General features: G+C 70.4%; 10 protein-coding genes and 1 pseudogene. 9 read left to right on the forward strand and 2 right to left on the reverse strand.

Features of this window, described 5'->3' with window-relative positions; genetic code table 11:
- The 5 genes and pseudogenes from KBX21_RS11035 to KBX21_RS11055 form a co-directional block, all read left to right on the forward strand.
- Positions 1–239: hypothetical protein (locus tag KBX21_RS11035; protein WP_210841838.1), on the forward strand; the 239-nt coding region annotated here is incomplete at its 5' end.
- A gap of 933 nt (positions 240–1,172) precedes the next feature.
- Positions 1,173–1,373: pseudogene (locus KBX21_RS11040) on the forward strand (hypothetical protein); the annotation flags it as partial.
- Between the two features lie 679 nt (positions 1,374–2,052).
- The gene (locus KBX21_RS11045) at positions 2,053–3,798 is read left to right on the forward strand and encodes an AMP-binding protein (protein ID WP_374225717.1); all 1,746 of its coding nucleotides are present in this window, start codon (positions 2,053–2,055) and stop codon (positions 3,796–3,798) included.
- Between the two features lie 453 nt (positions 3,799–4,251).
- On the forward strand, positions 4,252–4,734 hold the full coding sequence (locus KBX21_RS11050; RefSeq protein WP_049579816.1) for a MarR family winged helix-turn-helix transcriptional regulator: 483 nt from the start codon (positions 4,252–4,254) through the stop codon (positions 4,732–4,734).
- Positions 4,735–4,877: 143 nt separating this feature from the next.
- Positions 4,878–5,117, forward strand: coding sequence for a hypothetical protein (locus KBX21_RS11055; RefSeq protein WP_049579817.1), 240 nt, complete (start codon positions 4,878–4,880; stop codon positions 5,115–5,117).
- A 106-nt stretch (positions 5,118–5,223) separates the two neighbouring features.
- On the opposite strand, the gene KBX21_RS26610 is transcribed toward KBX21_RS11055, so the two are convergent.
- Positions 5,224–5,394, reverse strand: a complete 171-nt coding sequence (locus KBX21_RS26610) for a hypothetical protein (RefSeq protein WP_247665580.1) — start codon at positions 5,392–5,394, stop codon at positions 5,224–5,226.
- A 418-nt stretch (positions 5,395–5,812) separates the two neighbouring features.
- Here KBX21_RS26610 and KBX21_RS11065 point away from each other — a divergent pair, with 418 nt between their 5' ends.
- Both KBX21_RS11065 and KBX21_RS11070 read left to right on the forward strand, forming a co-directional pair.
- Positions 5,813–6,730: a 3-hydroxybutyrate dehydrogenase gene (locus KBX21_RS11065; RefSeq protein WP_210841840.1), complete on the forward strand. Its 918-nt coding sequence runs from the start codon at positions 5,813–5,815 to the stop codon at positions 6,728–6,730.
- The gene (locus KBX21_RS11070; protein ID WP_210841927.1) at positions 6,715–8,823 is read left to right on the forward strand and encodes a GAF domain-containing protein; all 2,109 of its coding nucleotides are present in this window, start codon (positions 6,715–6,717) and stop codon (positions 8,821–8,823) included. Before KBX21_RS11065 ends, KBX21_RS11070 begins: the two co-directional genes overlap by 16 nt.
- Before the next feature lie 235 nt (positions 8,824–9,058).
- Here KBX21_RS11070 and KBX21_RS11075 read toward each other — a convergent pair whose 3' ends face one another.
- Positions 9,059–10,867: a PASTA domain-containing protein gene (locus KBX21_RS11075; RefSeq protein WP_210841841.1), complete on the reverse strand. Its 1,809-nt coding sequence runs from the start codon at positions 10,865–10,867 to the stop codon at positions 9,059–9,061.
- A gap of 185 nt (positions 10,868–11,052) precedes the next feature.
- Between KBX21_RS11075 and KBX21_RS11080 the strand changes: the two genes are divergently transcribed.
- A complete protein-coding gene (locus KBX21_RS11080) occupies positions 11,053–12,057 on the forward strand; it encodes an ADP-ribosylglycohydrolase family protein (RefSeq protein WP_210841842.1) in 1,005 nt (334 codons plus the stop codon).
- 153 nt (positions 12,058–12,210) lie between these two features.
- Positions 12,211–12,732: a YbaK/EbsC family protein gene (locus KBX21_RS11085; RefSeq protein WP_049579114.1), complete on the forward strand. Its 522-nt coding sequence runs from the start codon at positions 12,211–12,213 to the stop codon at positions 12,730–12,732.
- Positions 12,733–12,888: the final 156 nt, after the last annotated feature.

The following is a 12,888-nucleotide window of genomic DNA, read 5'->3' on the forward strand; positions in this document are numbered from 1 at the left end:
AAAACAAACATGGCTTAAAGAAAATCAAACACGCGCTGTTGAGTTCTCAAGAAACAATCACTCTTCCCGTACAAGCGCCAGAACCGAAGTTCCGTCTGCTCTTCCGGAGAAGGCTTTTTGCGTTTCCGCTTCGTTGTGTCTTTACTTTATCAGGTGTTCCGCGCCCCGCCAAATCGGCGGTTTGTGGCAGCGTTTCCGCTAAACACGAGATCGGGGTAAAGCCCGTTTTGCTTCGTTAGGTTCCGAGTTCCGACCTTGCGGCCTTTGTTCGTTTCCTTGAAGCGACTCTCCGAGTTTACATGGCCGGAGCAGTGCTCGAACCACTTTGCTTCGAAGAGGATGTCTGAGATCGCGACCCGGCTTCGAGTCGGCCCTCGCGGGCCGCTCACCGTCTCGCGGCGACCTGGTGAACATTACCCGTAGCCCACACCCCAGGCAAACCGGGCTCCTGTGTCACCGGTCACCGGCACTCCAAGTGGGGGCGACTGCCTCCGTCCGCGCTCCCTAACCCCCCGCCAACCCCCCGCCGCCGGGTTCTCGCGATCCCCCGCATGCGCACGTGCGCGAGCCCGCGCGCGCGTTCCTTCTATGCCACCCCGTCCCTCTGAGCTGTGCCACCCCCGTCCCTCTGAGGATCCTTGGGTCCGCGCACCCAGCGGCCTCCCTCCTCCCGCGCCCCCCACACCCCGGCGCCGCTCCCATCCCTCACTCCCGACCTCCGGCACCCCACGAGGAGCTCGGCCACTCACCCAAATGACGAAACAAGGCACCGGAAATCCTCATCCAGTTGACCAAATGAAGCCCTGTTCAGGATGACCTCCTACTCCAACCCCTTCTTTTTTCGACACAACTCCTCCAGACGCCGAGGTGTCCCTGTTCTCGCACGTCAGAGGCGCTTCACACATCCCAGTCAAGATCATTCTCGTATCAATCGAGAAAGGCACGAAAACTTCTCGAAGCACTCTTGCACCACAGCCGGACCCGACACATGATGTGCAGCGTCACAGGAACTCATTCTCTGGTACCCGGTCCGCCCTCCCACAGGAGAACCTCGACCAGGCCGCGTGCCGGAAGTTCGGGGGAACGGCGGGCGCAACGCGGCCATGCACCCTCGGAAGGACCTTCATGGACTCCTCATCCCCCGACACCTCTGCCGGTGCCCCCGCCCCAAAGTCAGTCCCAACGCGGACGCGCCGATCGAGGGTGAGTGGTCCAACGGCGACCCGGCTTCGACGTTGGCCTTCGACACCACGACCGACGTCGTGGTGGAGGGGAGCTTCGGCTGCCCCAACGTCGACGAGGCCGGGCTCGCCGCGACCTACGCGTTGACCAACGCGGACGACCCCGCGAGCCCCATCACGGTGAGCGGCTGATCCGTCCGGGCCGTTCCGCGCGCCCCCGTTCTGACCCCCCTCCTCCGGGCCGAGCCTGGCCCGGCCCTCCCCTCCTCCCACTCCGCCCGTGACCAACCAACGAAGGGGCCGAGCCACCCTGCCTCGAGGTGGCTCGGCCCACCCTCTCGTCACGCTCCACCAGGCCGTTTGTCGACTTCTCGACCTCTCGATTCGACGACTCCGCGAAGGCCGCCCGGAGACACCACGGTCCGCGGGCAGGCGACACCTCGATCACCCCGAGGCCCGTACCCCCGCCTTCCGAAGGACCCAGGCCAGCCCGTCCCCTCCCCGCGCCCGGGCCCTCCCTGCTCCGCGCGCGGGCCGAACACACTCGCACCAGTGACAACTACGCACGAGTAGTCACTCACCTGACCACGAAGAAAGTCCGTGGCCTCCTCGCCTACGGTCGCAGTACTCCGTGGAGTCACGAGGCGAAGGCTCCTCGGAGGGCGCGGACCGCTTCGCCCGTCCCCGGCATCACCTCGGAGACCCCATGGCGTACCAAGCCGGCAACCCGCCCACCCCACCGGAACGACCCTCCTCGTCGACCGGGTCGACCCCCTCGGGCTCCCGTCCTACTGACCCTTCCGCTGCTTCGGCCCCTGCGGCACCGTCACCATCCCCACCACCCTCGGCCGCGGCCAGGCTCCGCCACACGCTGAAGGTCGCCCGGGTCCTGGTGAGGGCCGGGGTCCTCTCCCCCGGCCGTCCGGACAGGATCGTTCGCCAGCTCCGTGCGTTGAACACCTGGGGGGCCACGATCGCTGGCGGCTACGCCGCAGCCGGTGAGCGCGTTCCCGATCAGGTGTCGGTGATCGACGAATCGGGCAGCACGACCTTCGGCGAGATGAACCAGCTCGGGCGCGCACTGGCCCGGGACCTCCACGACCTCGGTGTCGGCCAGGGCACCAGAGTGGGCATCCTGTGTCGCAACCACAGTGGGCTGGTGCAGGCGGCCATCGCCTGCGGCCGCCTGGGTGCGGACGCCGTTCTCCTGAACACAGGCTTGGCCGCGGGCCCCCTGCTCGACGTGGTGGAGCGCAACGGGGTCTCGCTACTCGTCGCGGACACCGAGTTCGAGGACCTGTACCAGGAGCTGGCTCCGGAGATCCCCCGGGTGACGGCCTGGGGTGAACCGCGTGTGCCGGGACCCCGGATACCAACCAGGACCCGGGCGCCGGGCGGATCGCGTTCGCAGTCGCCCCCGTCCACCCTGCCGAACGAGGCCGCCCAGGAGCTCCAGCCGAATCCCGGAGAGCACCCGCCGGGCAACCACCCGAAGGTCCTGGCGGCCGACCCGCCACCACCCGAGCGCCCCGGCAGGCTGATCGTGCTCACCTCGGGAACGACGGGCACGCCGAAGGGAGCCCGCCGCCCCACCCCGAAGGGACCGCAGGACGCCGCCTCGGTGCTGTCGCGCATCCCGTTGGACTCCGGGGACCGCATCCTGGTGTCGGCGCCGGTCTTCCACACCTGGGGGCTGGCCGGGGTCCAGCTGGGCATGTCGATGCGGGCGACGCTGGTGATGCGTCGACTCTTCGAACCGGAGGACGCGCTCAGGACGATCCAGGAACAGCGGTGCACGGTGTTGTTCGCGGTACCGGTGATGCTGCGGAGGATCATGGATCTGCCTCGTTCGACCCGCGAACGGTACGACACGTCCTCCCTGCGGATCGTGGCGTGCAGTGGTTCGGCGATGAGCCCGCAACTGATCAGTGACTTCATGGACGTGTTCGGGGACGTGGTCTACAACCTGTACGGGTCGACCGAGGTGTCGTGGGCGACGATCGCCACCCCGGAGGACCTGCGACTGGCTCCGACCACCGCCGGCCGGCCTCCGCTCGGAACCCGGATTGCGGTCCTGGACGAGCAGGGCCGCGAGGTCCCCCAGGGGAGCGAGGGCGCGATCCACGTCGGCAACGAAATGCTCTTCGACGGGTACACCAACGGAAACACCAAACGAATCGCCGACGGGCTGATGGAGACGGGCGACCGCGGTTACGTGGACGTCCACGGGCTGCTGCACGTGGCCGGGCGGAACGACGACATGATCGTGTCGGGCGGTGAGAACGTCTTCCCGCGTCCGGTGGAGGACGCGATCGTGACGATGCCGTCGGTGCGTGAGGTGGTGGTGACCGGGGTCCCGGACGAGGAGTTCGGCCAACGTTTCGCGGCCTACGTGGTGCCGTACGAGGGCCGTTCCGTGGATCCGAACGAACTCCGGATGCACGTCCGCGAGGCCCTGGGCCGGTTCTCGGTGCCGCGTGACGTGGTGGTCCTGGAGGAGTTGCCGCGCAACGCGACCGGGAAGGTGGTCAAACGGCGGTTGCCGAGCAGTGCCCCGCCGCAGCCCCACGACTGGCAGCCCTCGGACGAACCGGATGGATCGCGCAGGCAGGGATAACGCCCCGCGCTCGGGCCAACGAAACGCGTCCCGTTCCTTCGCGGGCTTCTGAGCCCCGCCACCACGGTCCCGCGAACTCACGAGCCCTCGAACTCCCCGGCTTCCCGGCTTCCCGGGTACCTGACTTCCTGAGTTCCCGGCTTCCTGTGTTCCTGAGTTCCCGGCTTCCTGTGTTCCTGGGTTCCCGGGTTCCCGGCTCCGGCGCTACCGTCCTCGGACGCTCACGATCCTCACCCCTTCCCCGGTCTCCTGCTCGACCCCCGTCACATTCGCCCAGCACCCGTCCCACTCCTCGACAGCTCCGCGATGGCGCCGACGTGACCAGGTCCCGACGCCATCGCGGACGACTTGATACCCGATGCGCATCCCTGTGTCCCCATGTCCTTTTTTGCCTTGCACACAAGGCAATTGTGGGCTTTGACATCGGGTGCGTGGTTACTACGATGTGGAACGATGCCCGACCGATCCCCCGCCCCCAGGGGCGACTTCGAACTCCCAGCAGTCGACGAGCAGATGTGCTTCGCGCTGTACGCGGCCTCGCGTGCGGTCACGAACCTCTACCGCCCTCTGCTGGATCCGCTCGGCCTGACCTATCCCCAGTACCTCGTGATGATGCTCCTCTGGGAACGCGGAGAGTGCGCGGTCAAGGAGATCGGCGCGGTGCTGCAACTCGACTACGGCACTCTCACTCCGCTGCTCAAGCGCCTGGAGACCAATCGCCTCCTACGCCGGGAACGCGACCCGGCCGACGAACGCTCGGTGCTGGTCACCGCCACGGAGGAGGGCGCCGCGCTGCGGGCCCGCGCCCGGGGCGTGCCTGAGGCCATCGGGCGGGTCATCGACCTGCCCGCCGAGGAGTTCGAGTCGACCAGGCTCGCGCTGCGCAAGCTGACCTCCCACGTTCTCGCGGGTGAGGCCCGCGTCGAGAATCCCTAGCCGTCCTCCTTGAGGGACGGTCGCGAGGACGGGCACCACGGGGGTCGTGCCCGCCCTGCGGTCCGAGTGGGAGAAACGGTGCGGACGGGCTCGAATGCCCGTCCGCACCAGCTTTTCGGGGGCTTCCGGGTTACCGTTGCAGCATGTCGATCTGGGCTTCAGACAACCGCAACGGCCACGTCCGAGAGGCTCTGACCCTCCTGCTCTCGCAGGGGGTGATCGACGACTTCAGAATCAGCCCCGAAGACGAGTTCCCGTTCAGAATCCAGGTACCCGCGGGGATCGTCCCGATGACCGAGCACCAGGCCGCACATTTCGCCCTGGGCGCGGTGACCGCGCACTTCGGCCACCTGGCCCGGGACTCCGAGGGGTCGGGGTTCTGACCGCCCGGACGATCCACCGCACCTGCCGCACCTCCGCACCGGGTTCGCGCGCCCCGACGTCCGATCATCCGGCCCACCGGTCGTCCCCTCGGCCCCACTCTCGCCATCAGCAGCCGCCCTGGGTGAGTTCCCAGTGGTCCGAGGAGGTCGCGGTCAGTGAGGTCCGCACGGCCGTGTTCCAGAGTCCGAGCGGGTCCGCGGAGCCCAACGCGCAGGCGTGGCCGAGGCGGCGTTCGGCCCGGCCCCGGGTGACGTGGGCGTGGTTGCTCGCGGTCACGCACTCACCGAAGGGTCCCTCCGTGGGCCCTTCGGTCGGGCCTTGGGTGGGCCCCTCTGTGGGCCCCTCACCCGGCGGATCGGTGGGCTCACCGTCCCCGGCCCCCGCGACACCCCCAAACTGTGCGGTGGACCCGGTGGAGCAGACCGCGAGGGGAGGGGGAGCGTTGGGCGGGGGAGTACATGGCACGGCTCCGGGGGATGAACGGTGGTCGGGGGTGGTTCGGCCGAACCGGTGCACCCAGGCCCAGGATTCGAGTGACCCGGGCAACATGTCGATGCGGCTCCGATCCATGACCCCGGCAGGTGGGAAGTCCACAGCCTCCCGCTCGTGCATGGGGTGACACCACACGGACACACCCCGGGGTGTGTCCGCGCCCCCTATCCCCCGGCGTGCGGGACGCGCCTAGTTTTCTGGCATGACGACGCACGAGTTCCTGTCGGACGCCGCGCGACAGACCCCCGGTTCGCCAACCGAACCCTCCGCTCACCCCCTTCCCCGTTCTTCACCAGCCTCCGGTACCACTCCTGCCTCGAACTCCACCTCCTCTCCCCCCGCCCCCTCGGCCCCGCCATCCCCCCACACCACCCGCGTCGACCTCACGGGAAGGACCGCACTGGTGACGGGCGCCGCCAGCGGTATCGGCCGCGCCTGCGCGCTGCGCCTCGCCGCCGCCGGTGCCACGGTCCGGCTGGTCGACATCGACGGCGCCACCCTCGCCGAGCTGGCCGACCAGGGTGTGGGCGAGCCGGTGGAGCTGGACCTGACCGACCTCGACGCGGCCGAGGAGGCCGCCCGTGGCGCTGACATCGTGGTGAACAACGCCGGGGTGCAGACGGTCGCCGCCGTCCAGGACTTCCCTCCGGAGCGTTTCTCCCTCATCCTTCGACTCATGGTCGAGTCGCCCTTCCGCGTGGTGCGCGGGGCCCTTCCGCACATGTACGAGCACGGATGGGGCCGGATCGTCAACATCTCCTCCGTACACGGGCTGCGCGCCTCCGCGTTCAAGTCCGCGTACGTGGCGGCCAAGCACGGGCTGGAGGGGTTCTCGAAGGTGGTGGCCCTGGAGGGTGCCCCACACGGTGTCACCTCCAACTGTGTGAACCCGGGCTACGTGCGGACCGCCCTGGTGGAGAAGCAGATCGCGGACCAGGCCGAGGCACACGGCGTCCCGGAGGACCGGGTGATCTCGGAGATCCTGCTGGCCCGCACCCCGGTGAAGCGGTTGATCGAACCGTCCGAGGTGGCCGAGATGGTCGCCTACCTGTGCTCCGATGACGCGTCCTTCGTCAACGGGGCGTCCCTGCCCATCGACGGAGCCTGGAGTTCGAGCTGAACACCACCCCTGACCCTCAGGACACTCCCCCCGAGAGGTCGGGGGCCGAGCGGCAGGCACTCTTCCTGGAGCTGCTGCTGCGTGACGCGCCGGCCGTTGAGTACGAACGGCCGGTACTCCGTGCGCGCTCGGACGGTTCGGACGCGGAGACGGTGGCCGCGTTGGAGAACGCCAAGTTCGCGGCGCTGCGCGTGCGCTCGGTGCTGCGGGACCGGCAGCGGCGCGAGTCGGAGTTGAGCGCGCTGTTCGAGACCGCCAACGACCTCGCCGGGATGCGCAGCCTCGACCAGGTTCTCCGGGCGATCGTGGAACGCGCCCGACACCTGCTCGGGACGGACGTCGCCTATCTGACCCTGAGCGACGCGGAGGCGGGCGATACCTACATGCGGGTGACGTCGGGGTCGGTATCGGCGACCTTCCAGCGGCTGCGGCTGGCCCCTGGCAAGGGACTGGGTGGTCTGGTGGCCAGTACGTCGCTGCCGTACGTGACCGCCAACTACTTCGCGGACCCCCGCTTCGAGCACGCCGAGAACATCGACGACGGTGTCCGGGAGGAGGGGCTGGTCGCGATCCTCGGCGTGCCGCTGCGCATGAACGGACGCCGGGTCGGGGTGCTGTTCGCGGCCAACCGGAGGGAGCGGCCGTTCGCGCACTCGGAGGTGGCGCTGCTGTCGTCGCTGGCCACGCACGCCGCGATCGCGATCGACAACGCCAACCTCATCGACGACACACGTCGGGCCCTGGACGAGCTGCACACGGTGAACGAGCGCCTGCAGCGACACACCGCGTCGGTGGAGAGGTCGGCTGCCGCGCACGACCGGTTCACGGACCTCGTGCTGGACGGGGGAGGGGTGCGGGAGGTCGCCGCGGCGGTCGCTGAGGTCCTGGGCGCAACGGTGCGCATCCATGACCGGACCTCCGACGAGTCGGTGACCGCTTGCCCCGAGGGTGTGGCCAGTGCGACCCATGTGCGCGGGATGGCCGATGCGACCGGTGCGGCCGGTGTGACAGGTGCGACCGCTTCTCCTGGGTCGACCGGTGCGGCCCGTGTCCGCGAGATGGCCGGTGTTCGCCGTGTGCCCGAGGGAAGCGGGGACCCCCTCTCCGATGGGGACGCGGGGATCGCCGAGGCCGCCCGCTCCTCCCTGGCCAGCGGCCGGGCCGTCTGCGTCGGGGACGCGTGGGTGGCGGCAGCGGCGGCGGGCACGGAACCCCTGGGCACACTCGTGCTGCGCGGGGTGGAGCTGGACAGCACCGACCAACGCGTCCTTGAACGGGCGGCGATGGTGACGGCGCTGCTCCTGCTCATCCGCCGTTCGGTGAGCGAGACGGAGCACCGGGTCCGCGGCGACCTGCTCAACGAACTCCTGGAGGTGCCCGAGCGTGACCCGGTGTCCCTGCGTCAGCGGGCGGCGCTGCTCCACGCGGACCTGGACACCCCCCACGTGTTGGTCGTGGCGGAGGCACTGGGGGGAGACCCGCAGCGGTTGCGTTCGGCGGCGGACTTCGCCGCCGAGACGGTCGGCGGGCTGGCGGCCGCACGGGGCGGACGGCTGGTGTTGGCCCTGCCCGGCTCCGACCCCTCGGAGGTGGGAAGCCGGGTGTCGGCGGAGCTGTCGGCCGCAGCCAACGGCCCGGTGACGGCCGGGCTGGCCGGGCCCACCCGGGGCCCGGAGACCTTTCGGGACGCGTTCACGGAGGCGGTGCGGTGCCTCCAGACCCTGCGGGCCCTGGGTCGGATCGGGGACGCCGCCACCGCTGACGACCTCGGGTTCTCCGGGCTCCTGCTGAGCCAGGACAGGGACGTCCCCGGTTTCGTGGCCGCGGCGCTGGGCCCGCTCTTGGAGTACGACGCCAAACGGGGCACCCTGCTGGTGGAGACCCTGCGCGCCTACTTCGCGGCCGGGGGCAACCTGTCCCGTGCCAAGGACGACCTGCACATCCACGTGAACACCGTGGCTCAGCGCCTGGAGCGGATCGGGCAGCTGATCGGGACCGACTGGCAGGTCCCCGACCGCGCGCTGGAACTACAGCTCGCCCTCCACCTGCACGGTCTGCTCGACCAGGGTGTGGACCTGGTCGGCGACCAGTGAGGCCGGGTCATGGGCCACGGTGCTCGGCCGACCGCCCCGCGCCTGCGGGAGTGGGGCCGCGACCACGTCACGGAGTTCACCGGGGGCTGAGACCAGGCGGGGCGCCGGGCGGTCAGGGTGTCGAGGTGACCCGTCCGATCCCCGAACAGGAGAAGGGCGTGGGATCGGGCGGGTCCGGATCCGGTTCCGGGTCGGGTTCGTTCCCCGGTCCCGGACCCTGTGCCCCGGATCGAGGTCAGCAGGGGCCCTGGTCCGACCAGGCACCCCATTCGCCGCCCATGCCCGGCGGGAAGCCCTGGATCCACCAGCGGGCCTCGTAGGTCCGCCCCTCGTAGTGGACCCTGTCGCCCTCCTCGTAGATCGTGCCGCCGTCCCAGGCCGTTCCCGAGCAGGACACCGGACTCTCCTGCCCTCCGCCGTTGCCGTCACCGGAGCCGCCATCCCCGGAACCACTGTCGGCGGTCTCGTCCTCAGGGGACTCCGTGGTCTCCTCCACCACCTCGGGGCCGGTGGAGACGGTGAGGGTGACGGCACCGTCCTCGGGCAGGATCGTGCCCGGTTCGGGGTCCTGGCCGCTGACCGCTCCCTCTTCGACGGTCTCGCTCGGGGCCGCCACCACGGACACGGTCAGACCGAGTCCGGTCAGTGCCTCGGCCGCCTCCGTCCGCCCCATACCGAGCAGCGTGGGGACGATGACGCCCTCGCTGACGTGCAGGGTCACCGACTCCTCCCGGTCGCCGTCCTCTCCGACCTCGGGAACCGAGGAGAGAACCGTGCCCGGGTCCTCCTCGGCGGAGTGCTCCTGCACCACCTCGACCTCCGTGAACCCCGCCTCGCGCAGCAGGGCGCGGGCGTCGTTCTCGGTGCCGCCCACGACGTCCGGGACCTCCGCGTGCCGGGGGCCGACCGACAGCGACAACAGGATCGACTCGCCGCCCTCCAGCTCCGTGCCCGCCGCGGGCTCTGTCGCGGCCACCTCTCCGGGGTCGGCGTCCTCGCTGTAGGCGTCCTCGTAGGCGAAGATGAGGTCCAGTTCCAGGGCGACCAGCTCCGCCTCCGCCATCTCGGGGGAGAACCCGGCGAGGTCGGGGAGTTGGGTGTCCTCGCCCGGGACCAGGGCCCATCCCGCGACGCACAGCGCCAGCACCACGACCCCGGCTCCGACCAGGACGGGCAGACGCCGCCACGGGGGAGTGGCGTCCTTGTCCCCCACGGTTTCGCCCGGGGCCGGCTCCGCGTGGAGGGGGTCGGCGACCACGATCGGGATCGGCTGGGTGGCGTCGCCGCCCTCGTCCCGGGGCTGGGGCAGCGACCTCAGCACCTGATCGACCAGGTTGAGGTACTGTCCGGCGTCGCGCGGCCGGTAACGGGGGTTGGGTTCGGTGGCGTTGGAGACCAGCATGTCCAGGTCCGGCGGTAGTCCGGGGACGGTGGCCGAGGGGCGTAGCGGCTCCCCCTCCCCGGCCCGGAGCTCACCGGTCAGCAGCGCGTGCAGGAGTGCCCCCACGGCGCGTACGTCCGCGCGCGGGGTCAGGTCCTCGGCGCCCACCAGCCGGAAACCGGTGACCGTGACCCGGCCGTCGCCGCCCAGCACCACGTCGCCCGGGGTCGGGCCACCGTGCACCAGCCCCTGGTCGTGTGTCACCCGGAGCGCCTCCAGGACCTCGGCCACGATGCTCAGGGCCATGTGCGGGTTGTAGCGAAGCCCCTGGTCACCGCCGGTGAGCACCTCGCTGAAGGTCTCCCCGGGGACGGGCTCGGTGACCAGGTACACGTGGTCGCCGTCCCGGCCGTCGCCGAGAACCCGCACCAGGCCGGGTACGTGGAGCCCCGCCAGGGTCTGCGCCCGGCCCAGGAAGGCGTGGACTGCGGCGGGATCGGCCACCAGGTGGGGATCGAGGAGCGTGACCGTGACGGGCTGGTCCGCCACCGTGTCGTGCCCTTCGTGAACGGACACCGAGCCGTCGCCGCCGACGCGGTCGCCCACGAGGACGCGTCCGTGCAGCGTGACACCGGAGGCAGGGGAGGGGGTGGGGGACTCCATGAGTCGGATTGTACGGCGCCGAAACCACACGAGGCCTTACCGAACGGGCCGGATACGGACAGGGGTGATCGAATACGGACACACGGTTCCCTCTGCCCGAACACCCCCTGGCCACGGGGCGAGACCGCGCGCGACAGACGGGAGTAGAGTCGGCCGGAAAATTCCTTCGCCCCCTGTGAGGCCCCATGAACGCCCTTGGCAGCAACCACGACCGGGACGATCGGGCCGCCGGTGTCCTGCTCGGGGCCGCGTGCGGCGACGCGCTCGGGGTCCCCTACGAGTTCGCCGCCCGGCTGTCCGAGGATGAGGTCCCCGCGATGGTCGGCGGCGGACTGGGCCCCTACGCCCCCGGGGAGTACTCGGACGACACCCAGATGGCGGTGTGCATCGCGGAGTCGCTCCGGGACCACGACGACCCCCGCTCCGGCCCCGCTCTGGAACAGACCGCCCGGGCGTTCCTGGCCTGGCGCCGTGACGGGGCGACGGACATCGGCGCGCAGACCGACCGGGTCCTGGGCGACACCGAGCGGGCCTTGGCCGACGACGGTGCGGGGGAGACGGGCGCCGCGGAGGCGATGATCCGGCTGTCCGCGCGGATGTTCGGCGCGGGGGAGCGGAGCGCGGGCAACGGGTCGCTGATGCGTACCGCCCCGCTCGCCCTGGCGCACCTGGACGACCGCCACCAACTGGCCGAGACCGTGCGCGTGTACAGCCTGCTCACCCACGGCGACCCGCTCGCCGCCCAGGCGTGCGTGCTGTGGTGTGAGGCGATCCGGCAGGCCGTGGTGGACGGGTCCGATGAGGGACCGCGCTCGGGACTCGACCTGCTGGAGTCGCATGACCGCGACACCTGGGCCGGATACCTGGCCGAGGCCGAGGACTCCCCGCCTCGGGCGTTCGCGCCCAACGGGTTCGTGGTGCGCGCGCTCCAGGCGGCCTGGTCGGCGATCGTGCACACCCCCGTGGAGGCCGGGGACCGGAACCGGTACGCGGCGCCGGTGTGGGCGGCGGTGCGCGCGGGCGACGACACCGACACCGTCGCGGCGATCGCCGGTGCGCTGGTGGGAGCGCGGTGGGGACGCTCGGCCGTACCGGAGGAGTACCTGGCAGTGGTGCACGGATGGCCGGGCTACCAGTCGGACGGGCTGGCGAGGCTGGCCGGTGAGATCGTGCGACGGCACGGGGGCTGACCCTGGGGCTCCGTTCGGGGGTGAGCGGGTCCGCATCCACTGGGGAATCCGACACCGCGATCACGACGGGCGTCCGTTTGCTGCCAGGGAGCGGACGTGGGGCATCATGGTGGCGCACGGAAGCGGGAACGCTGTACGGGAACGGGGAACGCCATGGCGGAGCGAATCGACTGGGTGCCTGCGCACGATCACCCGGAGCTGACGGCTGACTCGGTGCGGGCGGCCATCGCGCCCTTCGACGGTTCGGTGCGTGCCGCAGCGATCGACCCCGAGCTGGCGGACACCGCCGAGTTCTGCGAGGCCTACGGGCTGACGCCGGAGACCAGCGCGAACTGCGTGGTGCTGTCCGCCAAGCGCGGCGGCGAGGTGACGTACGCGGCGTGCATGGTGCTGGCCACGGATCGGGCCGACGTCAACGGGGTGCTGCGCAGACACCTGGGTGCACGCAAGGCGTCGTTCGCGCCGATGGACGAGGCGACCGGGTTGACCGGCATGGAGTACGGGGGCATCACCCCGTTCGGGTTGCCGGAGGGGTGGCCGGTCCTGGTGGACAAGCGGGTGCACGACACCCCGTGGGTGGTGGTGGGCAGTGGGCTGCGACGCTCGAAGCTGCGTGTTCCCGGTCCGCTGCTGGCCGAGCTGCCGGGTGCCGAGGTGCTGTCGCTGACGCGCTAGGGAGCGGGTTTTCGCCCGCACTGGGACCACCGCGAGTCAATTTGTCGACAAATCCACGAGTGGTTAAGGCGGGTTTCGGAACGGGGACGACACCAGCACTAAGTGCCTGAGCTTGGGACATACCGGTTCCCACCGAGGGCCTGACCGGAAGTGTGG

This window comes from Nocardiopsis sp. B62 (assembly GCF_018070675.1).
GTDB classification, from domain to species: Bacteria; Actinomycetota; Actinomycetes; order Streptosporangiales; family Streptosporangiaceae; genus Nocardiopsis; species Nocardiopsis prasina.